This is a genomic window from Pseudomonas wadenswilerensis (genome assembly GCF_024749185.1).
GTDB classification, from domain to species: domain Bacteria; phylum Pseudomonadota; class Gammaproteobacteria; order Pseudomonadales; family Pseudomonadaceae; genus Aquipseudomonas; species Aquipseudomonas wadenswilerensis.
Map to the genome: position 1 here is coordinate 431,302 of NZ_CP087191.1, position 16,139 is coordinate 447,440.

General features: G+C 62.0%; 14 protein-coding genes and 1 riboswitch. Of the genes, 4 read left to right on the top strand and 10 right to left on the bottom strand.

Annotated elements, in window-relative coordinates:
• Positions 1-34: 34 nt before the first annotated feature.
• Positions 35-1,441, bottom strand: coding sequence for an adenosylmethionine--8-amino-7-oxononanoate transaminase (locus LOY45_RS01940; protein ID WP_258578676.1), 1,407 nt, complete (start codon positions 1,439-1,441; stop codon positions 35-37).
• A gap of 191 nt (positions 1,442-1,632) precedes the next feature.
• On the opposite strand from LOY45_RS01940, the gene LOY45_RS01945 reads away from it, so the two are divergent.
• From LOY45_RS01945 to LOY45_RS01955, 3 genes are all read left to right on the top strand, one after another.
• Positions 1,633-3,483: a flavin monoamine oxidase family protein gene (locus tag LOY45_RS01945; RefSeq protein WP_115089238.1), complete on the top strand. Its 1,851-nt coding sequence runs from the start codon at positions 1,633-1,635 to the stop codon at positions 3,481-3,483.
• A 263-nt stretch (positions 3,484-3,746) separates the two neighbouring features.
• Positions 3,747-4,298, top strand: coding sequence for a cytochrome b (locus LOY45_RS01950; RefSeq protein WP_134064596.1), 552 nt, complete (start codon positions 3,747-3,749; stop codon positions 4,296-4,298).
• Positions 4,299-4,331: 33 nt separating this feature from the next.
• Positions 4,332-4,910 carry a YceI family protein gene (locus LOY45_RS01955; protein WP_115089236.1) on the top strand — a complete coding sequence of 193 codons (579 nt, stop codon included), beginning with the start codon at positions 4,332-4,334 and terminating at the stop codon, positions 4,908-4,910.
• 64 nt (positions 4,911-4,974) lie between these two features.
• Here LOY45_RS01955 and LOY45_RS01960 read toward each other — a convergent pair whose 3' ends face one another.
• From LOY45_RS01960 to LOY45_RS01990, 7 genes are all read right to left on the bottom strand, one after another.
• Positions 4,975-6,852, bottom strand: a complete 1,878-nt coding sequence (locus tag LOY45_RS01960; RefSeq protein WP_115089235.1) for an RNA helicase RhlE2 — start codon at positions 6,850-6,852, stop codon at positions 4,975-4,977.
• 221 nt (positions 6,853-7,073) lie between these two features.
• Positions 7,074-7,859, bottom strand: a complete 786-nt coding sequence (locus LOY45_RS01965) for a substrate-binding periplasmic protein (RefSeq protein ID WP_115089234.1) — start codon at positions 7,857-7,859, stop codon at positions 7,074-7,076.
• Between the two features lie 65 nt (positions 7,860-7,924).
• A complete protein-coding gene (locus LOY45_RS01970) occupies positions 7,925-9,007 on the bottom strand; it encodes a hypothetical protein (protein ID WP_115089233.1) in 1,083 nt (360 codons plus the stop codon).
• Between the two features lie 110 nt (positions 9,008-9,117).
• Complete coding sequence (metF, locus tag LOY45_RS01975; RefSeq protein ID WP_115089232.1) at positions 9,118-9,963, bottom strand: methylenetetrahydrofolate reductase [NAD(P)H]; 846 nt, start codon at positions 9,961-9,963, stop codon at positions 9,118-9,120.
• Between the two features lie 93 nt (positions 9,964-10,056).
• Entirely contained in the window at positions 10,057-11,466 is a 1,410-nt protein-coding gene (ahcY, locus tag LOY45_RS01980; protein ID WP_115089231.1) for an adenosylhomocysteinase, read from the bottom strand.
• 21 nt (positions 11,467-11,487) lie between these two features.
• Positions 11,488-11,591, bottom strand: a riboswitch (S-adenosyl-L-homocysteine riboswitch).
• 99 nt (positions 11,592-11,690) lie between these two features.
• Complete coding sequence (locus tag LOY45_RS01985) at positions 11,691-12,200, bottom strand: hypothetical protein (protein WP_115089230.1); 510 nt, start codon at positions 12,198-12,200, stop codon at positions 11,691-11,693.
• Positions 12,201-12,278: 78 nt separating this feature from the next.
• Positions 12,279-12,785, bottom strand: a complete 507-nt coding sequence (locus LOY45_RS01990) for an inclusion body family protein (protein ID WP_115089229.1) — start codon at positions 12,783-12,785, stop codon at positions 12,279-12,281.
• 338 nt (positions 12,786-13,123) lie between these two features.
• Here LOY45_RS01990 and LOY45_RS01995 point away from each other — a divergent pair, with 338 nt between their 5' ends.
• Positions 13,124-13,522 (top strand): acyl-CoA thioesterase, encoded by a 399-nt coding sequence (locus LOY45_RS01995; RefSeq protein WP_115089228.1) that lies wholly within the window; start codon positions 13,124-13,126, stop codon positions 13,520-13,522.
• A gap of 79 nt (positions 13,523-13,601) precedes the next feature.
• On the opposite strand, the gene LOY45_RS02000 is transcribed toward LOY45_RS01995, so the two are convergent.
• Both LOY45_RS02000 and LOY45_RS02005 read right to left on the bottom strand, forming a co-directional pair.
• Positions 13,602-14,531, bottom strand: coding sequence for an IS110 family RNA-guided transposase (locus LOY45_RS02000; protein ID WP_258578677.1), 930 nt, complete (start codon positions 14,529-14,531; stop codon positions 13,602-13,604).
• A gap of 231 nt (positions 14,532-14,762) precedes the next feature.
• A complete protein-coding gene (locus LOY45_RS02005; protein ID WP_115089227.1) occupies positions 14,763-15,998 on the bottom strand; it encodes a cation:proton antiporter in 1,236 nt (411 codons plus the stop codon).
• Positions 15,999-16,139 lie beyond the last annotated feature (141 nt).

The window sequence follows — 16,139 nt, forward strand, 5'->3', positions numbered from 1 at the left end:
GGCGCCATCGCTGGCTTGCCAGCGATGCTTTTTTCTAGCCCGGATCGCGGAAGTCGGGATGGAAATCAGCCGGCACCGCCACACTGACGCTGCTGCTGGTGGCAATGTCGATGCCCTCGGTGGCCACCTCGGCGAGGAAGTCGATCTGCTCCGGGGTGATCACGTACGGCGGCAGGAAGTACACCACGCTGCCCAGCGGGCGCAGCAGGGCGCCACGGCCCAGGGCGTGCTCGAAGACCTTCAGGCCACGGCGTTCCTGCCACGGGTAGGCGGTTTTGCTGGCCTTGTCCTGAACCATCTCGATGGCCAGGGCCATGCCGGTCTGGCGCACTTCGGCGACATGCGGGTGGTCGACCAGGTGCGCGGTGGCGGATGCCATGCGCTGCGAGAGGGCCTTGTTGGCCTCGATGACATTGTCCTGCGCGAAGATATCCAGGGTCGCCATTGCCGCAGCGCAGGCCAGCGGGTTGCCGGTGTAGCTGTGCGAGTGGAGGAAGGCGCGCAGGGTCGGGTAATCGTCGTAGAAGGCGCTGTACACCTCGTTGGTGGTCAGGCAGGCGGCCAGCGGCAGGTAGCCGCCGGTCAGGGCCTTGGACAGGCACAGGAAGTCCGGGCGGATGCCGGCCTGTTCGCAGGCGAACATCGTCCCGGTGCGGCCAAAGCCCACGGCGATTTCGTCGTGGATCAGGTGCACGCCATAGCGGTCACAGGCCTCGCGCAGCAGCTTGAGGTACACCGGGTGGTACATGCGCATGCCGCCAGCGCCCTGGATCAACGGCTCGACGATGACCGCCGCGACCGTGGCGTGGTGTTCGGCCAGGGTCTGTTCCATGGCCGCGAACAGGTTGCGTGAGTGTTCCTCCCAGCCCATGCCTTCGGGGCGCAGGTAGCAGTCCGGGCTCGGCACCTTGATGGTGTCGAGCAGCAGTGCCTTGTAGGTCTCGGTGAACAGTGGCACATCGCCGACCGACATCGCCGCGATGGTTTCGCCGTGGTAGCTGTTGCTCAGGGTGACGAAGCGCTTTTTCTCCGGCTGACCCTTGTTCAGCCAGTAGTGGAAGCTCATTTTCAGCGCCACTTCGATGCAGGACGAACCGTTATCGGCGTAGAACACCCGATCCAGGCCTTCAGGGGTGATCTGCACCAGACGCTCGGACAACTCGATCACCGGCTGATGACTGAAACCGGCGAGGATCACGTGCTCGAGCTGGTCGACCTGGTCCTTGATACGCTGGTTGATGCGTGGGTTGGCATGGCCGAAGACGTTGACCCACCAGGAGCTGACGGCATCGAGATAGCGCTTGCCTTCGAAGTCTTCCAGCCACACGCCTTCGCCACGCTTGATCGGAATCAGCGGCAGTTTTTCGTGGTCTTTCATCTGGGTGCAGGGGTGCCACAGGACCTTGAGGTCACGTTGCATCCACTGTTGGTTGAGGCCCATTTCGATTCTCCTGGCGACGGCGGCTCGGACATGCCGCGCAAGCCTATGCAATGCGTCGGTCGAGAACAACCCATGCGCTGCAATCTGGGTGCGGGCGTTGCTGGCGGGGGCGCTTGGCGTGGCGTATCCTTCGGCTATTCTTTCTGGGGGGATCCCCCCAAACACTTCTGCTTTTATCCGGAGTTCGCCAAATGTCTGCTGGTTGGCTGCGCGCCTGTGCGCTGGTAATGATAGGACTGTTCAGCGGCGCTGCGCTGGCCAAGGACAAGGCCCCGACGGCAATCGTCGTCGGTGGCGGTCTGGCCGGCCTGACAGCCGCCTATGAGTTGCAGAACAAGGGCTGGCAGGTGACCCTGCTGGAAGCCAAGACCGGCATGGGCGGGCGCTCGGGCCTGGCGACCAGCGAATGGATCGGCAACAGCAAGGCCCAGCCGGTGCTCAACCAGTACCTGGACACCTTCAAACTCAGCACCTTGCCGGCACCGGAGTTCGTGCGGACCCCGGGTTACCTGATCGACGGCGAGTATTTCAGCGCTGCCGACCTCACCACCAAGCAACCGGCCACCGCCGAGGCGCTCAAGCGTTATGAGAAGACCCTCGACGACCTGGCGCGTTCGATCGACGATCCGCTGAACCCGGCGGCCAACAGCACCCTGTTTGCCCTCGACCAGCTCAACGTCTCCGGCTGGCTCGACAAGCTGCAGTTGCCGGCCACCGCACGCCAGTTGGTCAATCAGCAGATCCGTACCCGCTACGACGAGCCGTCGCGCCTGTCGCTGCTCTATTTCGCCCAGCAGACCCGCGTCTACCGTGGTGTCAGCGACCGTGACCTGCGCGCCGCGCGCCTGCCAGGCGGCAGCCCGGTACTGGCCCAGGCCTTCGTCAAGCAACTCAAGACCATCAAGACCCAATCGCCGGTCAGCGCCATCATCCAGGACAAGGACGGCGTCACCGTCAAGGTCGGTAGCGTTGGTTACCAGGCCGATTACGTGGTGCTGGCCGTGCCGCTGCGCGCCCTGTCGAAGATCCAGATGACCCCGGGCCTGGACACCAAGCACCTGGCCGCTCTCAAGGGCACCAACTACGGCTGGCGCGACCAGCTGATGCTCAAGTTCAAGACGCCGGTATGGGAAAGCCGCGCGCGGATGTCCGGCGAGATCTACAGCAACACTGGCCTGGGCATGCTCTGGATCGAGCCTGCGCTCAAGGGTGGCGCCAACGTGGTGATCAACCTGTCCGGCGACAACGCGCGTCTGCTGCAAGCCTTTGGCGACAAACAGATGGTCGACCAGGTGCTGATCCGCCTGCACGCCTTCTACCCGCAGGCCCGTGGCGCCTTCACCGGCTACGAAGTGCGCCGTTACAGCACCGACGTCGGTACCGGCGGCGCGTATCTCGCCTATGGCCCGGGCCAGATCAGCAAGTACTGGCGCCTGTGGGAGCGTCCTGTGCAGCGTATTGCCTTTGCTGGCGAACACACCGATGCGATGCACCCGGGGACCCTCGAAGGCGCCCTGCGCAGTGGCCAGCGTGCTGCCAGCCAGGTCCAGGATCTGGCGGCCGGCAAGTCGTTCGAACCGGCCAAGGCTGTTGCCGCTACGGCCGCTGCAGGCACCGCTGCTGCGGCGGCGAGCAAGGGCAACTTCTTCAGCAACCTGTTCAGCGGTTCTTCCGACAAGACGGCCAAGGCCGAGGAGCCGGTGAAGAAGGAAGAGGGCAAGCCTGGCTTCTTCAAGCGCATGTTCGGTGGCGATGACAAACCGGCCCCTGCGGCCAAGCCTGCCGACGTGGCACCGACCTCAGCCCCGGTAGATGCACCAGCACCTGCGGTGGCACCGGTAGCCAAGGAAGAGCCGGCCAAGGCGCCGGTGAAAGCGGCCCCGGCCAAACCTGCGGCCAAGCAGGCACCGGCGAAAAAGCCGGTGGCCAAGGCCCAGCAGCCGAAGAAGACTGCAGCGAAGGCTGCGCCCGCGAAGAAAGCCGCCGCCAAGGCGGAGCCGGTGAAAAAGCCGCTGGCCAATACCCAGGCCAAGGCGCAGTAATGCGCTGACTTCATCGCCGGCAAGGCCGGCTCCCACAGGGTTAAGCACACACCGAACCCGTGGGAGCCGGCCTTGCCGGCGACGGGCCGCGCGGCGGCCCCCAGACCCAACGGGGCTTCCCTTCCCACGTGGTTAATGTTTCCTTAATGGCTCCGCTTCATACTAAAGATCGTATTTCTCGATATTTCAAAGCGAAATTTTCCGCTTTAAATCGATAGATAACTCGTTAGTCTTGAGCACAGTTCTTACAGGGAAACACGGCAATGCAACTGCGCAATTCACCTTCTCGTTATGGCTTTGTCAGCATCGTCCTGCACTGGGGTGTTGCTCTGGCTGTATTCGGCCTGTTCGGCCTGGGCCTGTGGATGATGGGCCTGGACTACTACAGCCCATGGCGCAAAGACGCTCCCGACCTGCACAAAAGCATCGGTCTGGTACTGCTGGGTGTAATGCTGCTGCGTGTGCTCTGGCGCTTTATCAGCCCGCCGCCACCGGCACCGGTCAGCCACGGCTCGCTTACCCGCCTGGCCTCCAAGGCCGGCCACGGCCTACTGTACCTGGGGCTGTTCGCGGTGATGATTGCCGGCTACCTGATTTCTACCGCCGATGGCGTCGGCATCCCGGTGTTCGGTCTTTTCGAAGTGCCAGCGCTGGTCAGCAACCTGCCCGACCAGGCCGACGTCGCCGGCGAGATCCATTTCTACCTGGCCTGGGGGCTGGTGATCTTTGCCGGACTGCACGGCCTGGCAGCCCTGAAACACCACTTTATCGACCGTGACGCGACCCTGATCCGCATGCTGGGCCGCAAAGCTTGATGTTCAACCTCAACTCCAAAGGGATATAGACGCATGTTGAAAAAGACTTTTGCCGCTCTGGCGCTCGGTACCGCACTGCTCTCGGCCGGCCAAGCCATGGCAGCAGACTACAAGATCGACAAGGAAGGCCAGCACGCCTTCGTTGACTGGAAGATCAGCCACCTGGGTTACAGCTTCATCCACGGTACCTTCAAGGATTTCGATGGTTCCTTCAGCTGGGATGCCACCAAGCCTGAAGCCAGCAAGATCGCTGTCGACCTGAAAACCGCCAGCCTGTGGTCGAACCACGCCGAGCGTGACAAGCACATCGCCAGCAAAGACTTCCTCGATGTGAGCAAATTCCCAGAAGCCAAGTTCGTCTCCACCAGCGTCAAATCGACCGGCGAGAAAACCGCTGACGTGACCGGCGACCTGACCCTGCACGGCGTGACCAAGCCGGTGATCTTCAAGGCCACCTTCAACGGTGAAGGCAAGGATCCATGGGGCGGCGAGCGCGCTGGCTTCAACGCCACGACCAAGCTGAACCTGAACGATTTCGGCATCAAGGGCCCGGGTCCTTCTTCGCAGACCCTGGATCTGGACATCTCGATCGAAGGCATCAAGCAGAAGTAATTGCTGCGCAACAAACAAAAACGCCGCCCCTAGGGGCGGCGTTTTTGTTGGCGCGCTCGCTGAATCAGCGGTTACGCGTCAGCAGCGCAGGCTTCTCGCCACGCGGACGGCTTGGCAGCTGTTCGAGCTGTTCGGCAGTCGGGAAGCGGTCGATCTTCGACTCTTTGTGCACAATCTTTGGTTGCGGCTGGCCTTCACGCGGATTGCGTACGGCCGGCTCTTTGCTCGATTGTTCGTCCCGAGCCGGGCGGCGATTGCGACCGCCACCGTCACGGCTGCCACCACCATTACGGGCACCACCACCGCGCTTCTCGCCGTTGGCCGAAGCACCGCCGCCGCTGCGCGGGGCGTTGTTGCTGCGCGGCTGGCCGCCGCGTGGCTGGCCACCGGTACCGGCGCCCGCCTGGGCAGGTGCGCCCGGGCGACGGTTGCGGCCCTGGTTGCCCTTGTTCTGGTAAGGGCTGACGTAGTCGGCGCGGTTACCGAAGTTATCCACTTCGTCATCCAGAAACTCTTCCGGATCACGATTGGCCTGCACCGGCGCAGTGCCTGGCTGGGAGGACTGGGCCTGACGCGGCTTGTTGTCGCGAGGCTTGCGCTCCTGGCGGCCACCAGCGGATTTCTCCGCAGTTTTTTCCTTGTCCTTGTCGCGGCCTTTGTCTTTGCCCTGGTCCTTGCCCTTGTCCTTGCGACCGCCGCTGCCGGCATTGCTGCCATCGGCACGCTGGCCACGGCCACCGCGAGGATTGTTTTGCGGGCGTTCACGGGTTTCGGGTTTTTCTGCTTCGACTTTGGACGCGTCAAAACCCATCAGGTCGCCATCAGGGATCTTCTGGCGGGTGACGCGCTCGATGCTCTTGAGCAGCTTTTCTTCATCCGGGGCGACCAGCGAGATGGCCTCGCCCGAACGACCGGCACGGCCGGTACGGCCGATACGGTGGACGTAGTCTTCCTCGACGTTGGGCAGCTCGAAGTTGACCACGTGCGGCAGCTGGTCGATGTCCAGGCCTCGGGCGGCGATGTCGGTGGCGACCATGATGCGCACGGTGCCGGCCTTGAAGTCGGCCAGGGCCTTGGTGCGCGCGTTCTGGCTCTTGTTGCCGTGGATTGCGGCGGCGGTCAGGCCGTGCTTTTCCAGGTACTCGGCCAGGCGGTTGGCGCCATGCTTGGTACGGGTGAAGACCAGAACCTGTTCCCAGGCACCCGTGGTGATCAGGTGAGCCAGCAAGGCGCGCTTGTGGCTTGCCGGCAGGCGGTAGACGCGCTGCTCGATACGCTCGACGGTGGTATTGGGCGGCGTGACTTCGATGCGCTCGGGGTTGTGCAGCAGCTTGTCGGCAAGGTCCGTGATGTCCTTGGAGAAGGTTGCCGAGAACAGCAGGTTCTGGCGCTTGGCCGGCAGGCGGGCAAGGACCTTCTTCACGTCGTGGATGAAGCCCATGTCGAGCATGCGGTCGGCTTCGTCCAGCACCAGGGTTTCGACGTGGGACAGATCAACGCTGCCCTGACCGGCCAGGTCGAGCAGACGGCCCGGGCAGGCCACCAGCACGTCAACGCCCTTGGCCATGGCCTGAACCTGCGGGTTCATGCCGACACCACCGAAGATGCAGGCGCTGACGAATTTGAGGTCGCGGGCGTAGACCTTGAAGCTGTCGTGAACCTGGGCGGCCAGTTCGCGCGTCGGGGTCAGCACCAGGACCCGCGGCTGGCGTGGGCCATGACGCTGGGACTTGTCCGGGTGACCACCGGGGAACAGGCGCTCAAGGATCGGCAGGGCGAAGCCGCCGGTTTTACCAGTACCTGTCTGGGCGGCAACCATCAGGTCGCGGCCTTGCAACACGGCGGGAATGGCCCGCTGTTGCACCGGAGTGGGCTGGGTGTAGCCCGCTGCCTCGATAGCGCGGACTAGAGCCTCGGAGAGACCGAGGGAAGCAAAGGACATGAGTAATCCTGTTCTAATGGGGGCTGAGCCCGATGGGATAATCTTGCCTGGCGCGACGGGCATCAGGTGATGCTATCGCGTCCGGTCCAGCAGGGTCTTCAATGCGCATCCGGGGCGGCGGGCGGGCTCTTGGCCGCGCTGTCCTGCCGGTCGGGATGCCTTTTGCAAGGCCGAGCGTCCGGGCGTAAGCCTGGCGGGAAGGCCCGAGTATAACAGAGCATTCAGCGCGTGCTGCGTTCCTGCTGCTCAACGGCGGGTTGAAAGTTTTCCCCGGCACTGGCGTAGCGTGCGTGCAACTCGGCATAGGCAGGCTCGCGCTTGAAGCGCCGCAGTTCGGCGGCAAAGCGCTGGGCCAGCAGGTCCATGCCGACATTGCGGCGTACTGCCAGGTACTGGCTCTGGCGGCTGATCACCAGCGGCAGCTCACTGATCTGCTGCTCCAGGCCCAGGTTGCGCACCAGGTAGCGACCCACCCGGCGGTCGGTGATCAGCAGGTCGATGCGCCCACGCTGCAGCTTGCCGAAGTTGGCCTCGTGGGTGGGTGCGGGCTCGCGGGTGAACAGCGGCGAATCGATGAACGCCGCGCCGTAGCTGTAGCCGGGCGAGGTACCGACCGTCAGGCCGCGCAGGTCTTCCAGGCGCTTGACCTTGTGCGGGCGGTCGTTGGCGTAGAACAGGGTGAATTCGACGTCGGACAGCGGCTCGCTGGGGTAGAACAGCTGGCTGTCGCGCTGTTCGGTCTGGAAGATGTCCAGTACGCCATCGGCCAGGCCCTGCTCGATCATGGCCAGGCAGCGCTTCCAGGGCAGGAACTGCCATTCCACCTCGACCCCCAGGCGCTTGAACACCTCGGCGGTCACCTCGTAGTCGATGCCTTTGGCCTGACCGTCCTCAAGGTACACATAGGGCGCCCAGGGTTCGGTGACGATACGCAGCTTCTCGCCGTGGGCAAAGGCACTCAGGCAAGTGAGAAACAGGGCGGTCAACAGGCGGGTGAAATCGGGCATGGCTGGAGATTACGACGTGTGCACGGCTATGGCTAGTAGCCGTGCATGTCGATCCAGCCGGGTTGTCAGCGCTGTGATCGCTTTAACAGGGAGTCACGCACGGTGCCATGCTTGCGGCCCAGCGACAGGCGCATGCCTGGGTGCGCGAACCACTGGTGCAGGGTGTCGGGGCAAATCGGCCGTGGATGGCGGGCCTTGGCGTTGTCGAGGGCTTTGTCCCACCAGGCCGAAGCGCACGCGCGATCGAACTCGTTGGGGTAGTCGTAGCAGCCGTTGAGCAATTCGCGCATGAACTGGCGCTGTTCGGCCGGCAGAGTCAGGCTCAGTGCCTTGTAGCCCAGGCGTTGCAAGGTCGGCGGCTTGGGCAACTGAGCGTTGACCCGGGCGACATCGGCAAGTGCCTCGGCGCTCAACGGTGCTTGCTGGTGCTTGGCCAGCCAGGCCTGGACCTTGGCCCGGAACAGCTGCTTGCGGCTCCAATAGTGATGGATGAGGTCGGTGCACTGGTTGACCTGCATATGCCGGTAGGCCGCGACAGCCAGGCAGAACTCTTCCAGGGTGTAGGCACCCTTGGCATGGGGATAGTACTCGTCCATCAAGGCGATGGAGCGATCGAGCAGCGGCGCGTCTTCCTGCACCAGGCCGATGACTCCGGAGTTCAGCAGCGGCATGTGCTGGTCTGCCAGGTCGCGCTCCTTGAGCATGGATGCCAGGGTCTGGAACAGCGGGCAGTGCGGATCATCGCCGTAGGTGCCGCCGATGGCGTTGCACAGCAGGGTGCCTGGCTTGACCCGGCGAAACAGCTCGATGGGCGACTGATGGAAAAAGGTGTCGGTATCGATCAATACGGCCATGGGCGCGCTGGCCAGCACCTGGCGCAGCACCACGTGCTTGCTGCGAAAGTGATACCCATAGGGCTGGTTCCAGGCTTCACGGGTTGCCTGGTCCAGTAGATGAACGGTTACCGGCAGGTGCTGGTAAGGTTCGGGATTGTCGCTGTAGACCTGGATGTCGAGTGCTTCCCCCGGGGTCTTGCGCAGGTTGGCCAGGGCGCTGACGATGCTGAACTGGGCCTCCTGATGATAGGTAGGTGGCCCGAAGACCAGGTAAACGAGTTGCGGTCGAGCAGGGGTAAGTCCTTGGCGCATGTAGGCACGAAAATCCGTCAGGGGGTGAGAATGCAGAAAAGGCCCTTAGCGTAAGCGAAAGGCCTTTTCAGAATTCTGAAGCAATTGTTACCAGTGGTGTAGCGGGTCGATCAGCGGGGCAACTTGAGGTTGTTCCAGATCGCCAGGCTCGGATCGGCCTGGTTCAGGGTATAGAAGTGCAGCCCTGGTGCGCCGCCTTGCAGCAATTGCTCGCACATGCGGGTGATGATTTCTTCACCGTAGGCCTGAATGCTCTTCACATCATCGCCATAGGCTTCCAGCTGCTTGCGGATCCAGCGCGGGATCTCGGCGCCGCAGGCGTCGGAGAAGCGCGCCAGCTTGCTGTAGTTGGTGATCGGCATGATCCCCGGTACTACAGGAATATCCACACCCATCTGCTGCACGCGTTCGACGAAGTAGAAGTAGCTGTCGGCGTTGAAGAAGTACTGGGTGATGGCGCTGTTGGCACCGGCGTTGGCCTTGCGCACGAAGTTCTTCAGGTCATCTTCGAAGTTGCGCGCCTGAGGGTGCATCTCCGGGTAGGCGGCGATTTCGATATGGAAGTGATCGCCGCTTTCCTGGCGGATGAACTCGACCAGTTCGTTGGCGTAGCGCAGTTCGCCGCTGGCCATGCCCATGCCTGACGGCAGGTCGCCGCGCAGGGCGACGATACGCTGGATGCCGGCTGCCTGGTACTGGGTCAGCAGCGAGCGCAGGTCGTCCTTGCTGTCACCGACGCACGACAGGTGCGGCGCCGCCGGGACTTTCACTTCGCTTTCCAGCTGCAGCACGGTGTTGAGTGTGCGGTCGCGGGTCGAGCCACCGGCACCGTAGGTGCAGGAGAAGAAATCCGGGTTGTAGCTGGCCAGCTGGCGGGCAGTGGCGAGCAGTTTTTCATGTCCAGCATCGGTCTTGGTCGGGAAGAACTCGAAGCTGTAACGACGTTCCTGAGACATAGAAGATTCTCTTCAGCGGCAAGCTACAAGCCGCAAGCGACAAGCAGAAGCGGCGCGAACCGCTTGCAGCTTGCCGCTTGCAGCTACCAACTATCAGTAACGGTAGGCGTGTGGCTTGAACGGCCCTTCAACAGTCACGCCGATGTACTCGGCCTGTTGCGGGGTCAGTTGGGTCACTACGCCACCGAAGCCGCGGACCATTTCCAGGGCCACTTCTTCGTCGAGTTTCTTCGGCAGGACTTCAACGGTCAGGCGCTCGGCTTTCTGAGCGGCTGGCAGGTCGGCATACTTCTGCTCGAACAGGAAGATCTGCGCCAGGACCTGGTTGGCGAACGAGCCGTCCATGATCCGGCTTGGGTGGCCGGTAGCGTTGCCCAGGTTCACCAGGCGGCCTTCGGCCAGCAGGATCAGGTAGTCGTCGTTCTGTGGGTCGAAGTCGCCATGGCCGGTACGGTGAATCTTGTGTACCTGTGGTTTGACTTCTTCCCAGGCCCAGTTCTTGCGCATGAAAGCGGTGTCGATTTCATTGTCGAAGTGGCCGATGTTGCAGACCACGGCGCGCTTCTTCAGGGCCTTGAGCATATTGGCGTCGCAGACGTTGACGTTACCGGTGGTGGTCACGATCAGGTCGATCTTGCCCAGCAGGGCCTTGTCGATGCTCGCTTCGGTACCGTTGTTGATACCGTCGATGAACGGCGAGACCAGCTCGAAACCGTCCATGCAGGCTTGCATGGCGCAGATCGGGTCGACTTCCGAAACCTTGACGATCATGCCTTCCTGACGCAGCGACTGGGCCGAGCCCTTGCCCACGTCACCGTAACCGATGACCAGCGCCTGCTTGCCCGACAGCAGGTGGTCGGTGCCGCGCTTGATGGCGTCGTTGAGGCTGTGACGGCAGCCGTATTTGTTGTCGTTCTTGCTCTTGGTGACCGAGTCGTTGACGTTGATCGCCGGGACTTTCAGCTCGCCCTTGGCCAGCATGTCGAGCAGGCGGTGCACGCCGGTGGTGGTCTCTTCGGTGACGCCATGGACGCGATCCAGAACAGCCGGGTACTTCTTGTGCAGCAGCTCGGTGAGGTCGCCGCCGTCGTCGAGGATCATGTTGGCGTCCCATGGCTGGCCATCCTTGAGGATGGTCTGCTCCAGGCACCACTCGTACTCTTCTTCGGTTTCGCCTTTCCAGGCGAAGACAGGGATGCCGGCAGCGGCGATGGAGGCAGCGGCCTGGTCTTGAGTCGAGAAGATGTTGCAGGACGACCAGCGCACTTCGGCACCCAGGGCAACCAGGGTTTCGATCAGCACGGCAGTCTGGATGGTCATGTGGATGCAGCCGAGAATTTTCGCACCCTTGAGCGGTTGCTCTTCCAGGTACTTGCGGCGCAGGCCCATCAGCGCAGGCATTTCCGATTCAGCAATGATGGTCTCGCGACGGCCCCAGGCGGCCAGGGAGATATCGGCGACTTTGTAATCGGTAAAACCAGCAGGCGTGTTTACAGCGCTCATTGAGAGCCTCCATTCGTAGTGTGCGAATGGGCGCCGTTGTGCGTTTAGTGTCCGCAGGCAGGCCTTGCGGACAACGCCCCATCCGAGCCTGACAGGTTTAACCTGCTGCAGCGCCCCTCGGACAGGTGGCGGGAACGGTGGCCAATGCGGCCACCGTCGAATAATGCCGGGCGATTATAGCCGGGCTTTTCGAGCTTCCCAAGCGATAAAGACAAATCAAAGACTCAGTCTGTCGGCTCCGTCACCACCAGGTCCAGGTGCAGGCTCAGGTGGGCCAGTGGCTCGCAGTCCTGGGCCAGTACCGCGACCTGCCAGGTGAGTTTGAATTCGCCAGGCTGGTCGCTGCGCAGTTGCCAGTGGTAATCGTCGACCTCGCGGCTCGACGGTTGCAGAGGGGCAGAGGCTTCGGGAAGTGCCAGGCGCAGGCTGCGCTGTTCGGTCAGCTCGATAGCCAGCGGCGGCACGCTGGCAGGGCTGTGGCTGAAGAGTATTTCCTCGCCGAGCAGCGCCACCGGGACCACGCGCAGCAGCAGCGTTTTCCCGGCCTCGACGGTCAGTCGCGGCGACTCGACAAGCAAGGGGGCATCCGTTTCCGGGCGGGAGTGCAGGATGCAGAGGTGGCGGGGATCGAGATCGGCGGGCGAGTCGGGGTCAGTGGGTAGCGGGTCGAGATCGGCAAGCAGGCCCTTGGCATCGACGATCAGCAAAACGTGTTCGGGTTTCTCCGTGGTCATGATGAGCTCCTTCCATGAGCACCAATTGGGGCGGACTTTGATGTGCGCCGCCGGCTGGCCGGCGGCGCTTGCCCTGGATCAGTTGGTGATGGTGATGAACGGATCCCATTCGAAGTAGCCACAGCACTTGCAATCACGATCGACGATCATGAACTTGAAGTGGTAAGTGACCTGGCCTTGCGCGAGCAGGTCGCCGCGCCAGTAGTAGTTGTCGTTGACCTGGCATGTCGGCACGGTCTTGTTGTTGGCGTTAGGCACGGCCGTTTGCACTTTGGCCTTCAGTGCGCGAGGGTCTTCCAGCAGTTGGTGATTCGGGTCGGTGGAAACGAACCCATAAAGGATCACCGACTGCTCGAAACCAAACGAAATGCTCGTTTCACGCCAGCGGATAACGTCACCCACACGGCCCTTAAGGTGCAACTCGCCACCGGCCTGGCCGGCGATGACGTTGTCCTGGTAGGTAACCATGTAGATATGTTCCGGCGGGATGAACGTGGGCTTGTTCGGGTCCTTGCTCGGATTGGGGAATTTCTTGAGGATGGTTTCGGTGTCGAAATTGATGCTGACGTCGATGACTCTGGACATGAGTGGATTCCTTTTCACTGTTCGAGTAGGTCAATGGTGAGCCTCAGTTGCTCTCCACTGGCACTGCCCGGAGCTTCGCTGCCTGCGATGCCGGTTCTGCCGCGCCGTATGCCAAGTTCCGGTTGTCCGACTACCTGGAGTGATCTGCGGATCACATGCTCAGGCTAGACGCATCAAACGGGGTGTCAAAGGGCAACCAGTGGAATTTCCATGGCTACTGACCAATGGTCGTATTGGTCGATTCCACCCGAATGGGACTACCATGTAGAGCGAGGGCCGGAGGGCTGTGTTGCCCTTCGCTGCCCGACTTTCAGAGGCTATGCAGGTCAGGAGTACAGATGAATTTCCACACCCGCAAATGGGTCAAGCCCGAAGACCTCAACCCTAATGGCACCCTGTTCGGCGGCAGCCTGCTGCGCTGGATCGACGAAGAGGCGGCGATCTACGCGATCGTGCAGCTGGGCAACCAGCGCGTGGTGACCAAGTACATCTCCGAGATCAACTTCGTCAGCGCCTCGCGCCAGGGCGACATCATCGAGCTGGGCATCACCGCCACCGAGTTCGGCCGCACCTCGGTCACCCTCAAGTGCGAAGTGCGCAACAAGATCACCCGCAAGAGCATCCTCACGGTCGACCGCATGGTCTTCGTCAACCTGGGTGAAGACGGCTTGCCGGCGCCGCACGGGCGCACCGAGATCAAGTACATCAAGGATCAGTTCGATACCGCGGTAGAGTAACAACAGCATCGCGGGTCAAGTCGGGTCGCCGCACCGCCGCTCCCACAAGGGCCAGGATATGTGGGAGCAACTGTCTTGATCAGGCTGTTTGCTCTCGCCAAGGGGTATTGTCCCGCAGCATTGCATTCAGCCTGACGATCAGCACCCGCATGCAAGCTACGAGTGCCACCTTGGCGCACTTGCCACGTGCCCGAAGTGCTTCGTAGCGTGCTTTAAATTCTGTGTTGTGACGGATGATGATCCAGCTCGACATGTACAGCACTCGCCTTACATGGGCCCGACCACCCCATATCTGGCGGTGCCCTCGATGGCTACCACTATCGTTGTTGTAAGGCGCTACGCCCACCAGAGCGGCGATCTGACGGCGGTCCAACTGCCCCAGTTCAGGCAGTGAGGCGAGCAGATTTGCGGCGGTTACTCGACCGATTCCGGTCACTGCCAATAACTGACGCGCCCTGGTATCGTCCAGTTGCACCATCGCCTGATCAATTTCTTCGTCGAGGCGTTTGATCAGCACTTTCAGCTGCTCTATATGCTCATCGAAGTGGGCCATCACTGTTGCCGAGCGACATTGCTGGCGACGCCGCTTGTCGTCATCACGGCTCTGCACAAATTGGGCGCGCTGCTTCACCAGCTCTCGCAGCTCTTCGCGTTCAGGGCTGACCGGTTGGCCTTGAGGGGCGCTGAGGTGTGCAGCGAAGTCCGCAAGGACTTCGGCGTCGATCTTGTCGGTTTTGGCTTTTTTACCCATGGCATCGGCGAATTTCCGGGCACGGGCTGGGTTGATGCAGATGGTTTCCAGTCCTGCTGAGGCCAGGGCGATCAACACATCTTTCTCGTAGCCGCCTGTCGCTTCGATCAGCACTCGACTGATCTTGAAGTCCTTCAGACGCTCAAGCAACGCCTCGAAGCCTGCGGAGTTGTTGGCCACTTCGAAGCGGATTTTCTGAGGTTTGATGCAGATTTCCAAAGTGGCTTTGGCAGTGTCGATTCCAACAGAAGACAACATGGCTGAACCCTCTTACACTCAGTTGTGAGAGCGCTCTGGCTTGGCCCACGCTTGTGATTCGAGAGGCGCTCAATCAACTGTTCGGGCTCGGGCCAGAGTGGAGAGGTGAATGGCAGCTTTGCTCCCACACGTGCTTTAAGCACTACTGGCGTACAGCTTGCCATTCACCGCTCTCACTTCTGATTCTATTCCTACCTCAAGACACAAGCTGGCTTGCCAGCGATAGCGGCCTCAAGGCTGCTCGGTAACCCCACGCACCACCCGCCCGATCGTCAGGCCCTGCAACAGGATCGACGACAGCACCACGATGTAGGTAATGCTCAGCAACAGGTCGCGCTCGGTACCGGTTGGCAGCGACAGGGCCAGGGCCACCGACACGCCACCGCGCAAGCCACCCCAGGTCAGGACCCGCACGGTGCCACGCGGCACCGGGCGCCAGCGGCGCAGCATGACGATGGCCGGGGCCACGGTCAGCAGGCGCGACAACAGGATCGCCACCGCCAGCACGCCGGCGGCCGCCAGGTGCATCCACGAGAACGGCAGCAGTAACAGCTCCAGGCCGATCAGGGCGAACAGCAGGGCGTTGAGCATGTCGTCGATCAGTTCCCAGAAACCGTCCATGTAACGACGGGTCATGTCGTTCATTGCCAGGTTGCGGCCAAGGTTGCCGATGATCAGGCCGGCGACCACCATGGCGATCGGCGCCGAAACGTGCAGCTCGTAGGCCATGGCCGAACCGCCGATGACCAGTGCCAGGGTCAGCATGACCTCGACCTGGTACTGCTCGATGCTCTTGATCATGCGGTAGGTGATGTAGCCCACCAGGCCGCCGAACACGATGCCGCCAATGGCTTCGCGGGCGAACAGGATCGCGGTGTCAGCCACCGTTGGTGTTTCGCCGAGTTGGGCGATGCCCAGCAGCACGGTGAACACCACAACGGCGGTACCGTCGTTGAACAGCGACTCACCGACGATGGTGGTCTTCAGTGGCTTGGAAGCATTGGCAGTACGTAGCGCGCCGAGTACCGCAATCGGGTCGGTCGGCGAGATCAGGGCACCGAACAGCAGGCAGTAGAGCAGGCTCACGTGCCAGCCGAACAGGGCGAAAATCCAGTGGGCGAGAAAACCGATGACCACAGTGGCGATCAACACGCCGACGGTCGCCAGCAGGCCAATCGGCCAGCGATAGCTGCGCAGGTCGGCAAGGTTTACATGCAAGGCGCCAGCGAACAGCAGGAACGACAGCATCCAGTGCATCAGCAGATCGTTGAAATCGATCTGGTTCATCAGGCCCTGCACGCGTTCTTCCAGGCCGGGGTAACCGATCACGCTCAGGCCTTGCAGCAGCAGCGAGAACAGCAATGCGGTCACCATCACGCCGATGGTCGGGGGCAGGCCGATAAAGCGGTAATTTACATAGGTGAGGAGGGTGGTCAAACAGATAAACGCAGCAACGAGCTCAAGCATCCTAGGTCCTGTAGTGGCTTCCAAGTCGACACCCGATAACCTCGGGCATTTCTTTGATGACCTGCCGAGGGCTTCGGGACACACTTTTGACTGGATGCGTTGACCGCGTTCAGCCGATTTCGTTTCCAGCACCCGGCGCCG

Excerpts from the sequence above, each read along its gene's own strand:
- LOY45_RS01940 (WP_258578676.1), bottom strand. The coding sequence starts at position 1,441 with ATGGGCCTCAACCAACAGTGGATGCAACGTGACCTCAAGGTCCTGTGG.
- LOY45_RS01945 (WP_115089238.1), top strand. The coding sequence starts at position 1,633 with ATGTCTGCTGGTTGGCTGCGCGCCTGTGCGCTGGTAATGATAGGACTG.
- LOY45_RS01950 (WP_134064596.1), top strand. The coding sequence starts at position 3,747 with ATGCAACTGCGCAATTCACCTTCTCGTTATGGCTTTGTCAGCATCGTC.
- LOY45_RS01955 (WP_115089236.1), top strand. The coding sequence starts at position 4,332 with ATGTTGAAAAAGACTTTTGCCGCTCTGGCGCTCGGTACCGCACTGCTC.
- LOY45_RS01960 (WP_115089235.1), bottom strand. The coding sequence starts at position 6,852 with ATGTCCTTTGCTTCCCTCGGTCTCTCCGAGGCTCTAGTCCGCGCTATC.
- LOY45_RS01965 (WP_115089234.1), bottom strand. The coding sequence starts at position 7,859 with ATGCCCGATTTCACCCGCCTGTTGACCGCCCTGTTTCTCACTTGCCTG.
- LOY45_RS01970 (WP_115089233.1), bottom strand. The coding sequence starts at position 9,007 with ATGCGCCAAGGACTTACCCCTGCTCGACCGCAACTCGTTTACCTGGTC.
- metF (WP_115089232.1), bottom strand. The coding sequence starts at position 9,963 with ATGTCTCAGGAACGTCGTTACAGCTTCGAGTTCTTCCCGACCAAGACC.
- ahcY (WP_115089231.1), bottom strand. The coding sequence starts at position 11,466 with ATGAGCGCTGTAAACACGCCTGCTGGTTTTACCGATTACAAAGTCGCC.
- LOY45_RS01985 (WP_115089230.1), bottom strand. The coding sequence starts at position 12,200 with ATGACCACGGAGAAACCCGAACACGTTTTGCTGATCGTCGATGCCAAG.
- LOY45_RS01990 (WP_115089229.1), bottom strand. The coding sequence starts at position 12,785 with ATGTCCAGAGTCATCGACGTCAGCATCAATTTCGACACCGAAACCATC.
- LOY45_RS01995 (WP_115089228.1), top strand. The coding sequence starts at position 13,124 with ATGAATTTCCACACCCGCAAATGGGTCAAGCCCGAAGACCTCAACCCT.
- LOY45_RS02000 (WP_258578677.1), bottom strand. The coding sequence starts at position 14,531 with ATGTTGTCTTCTGTTGGAATCGACACTGCCAAAGCCACTTTGGAAATC.
- LOY45_RS02005 (WP_115089227.1), bottom strand. The coding sequence starts at position 15,998 with ATGCTTGAGCTCGTTGCTGCGTTTATCTGTTTGACCACCCTCCTCACC.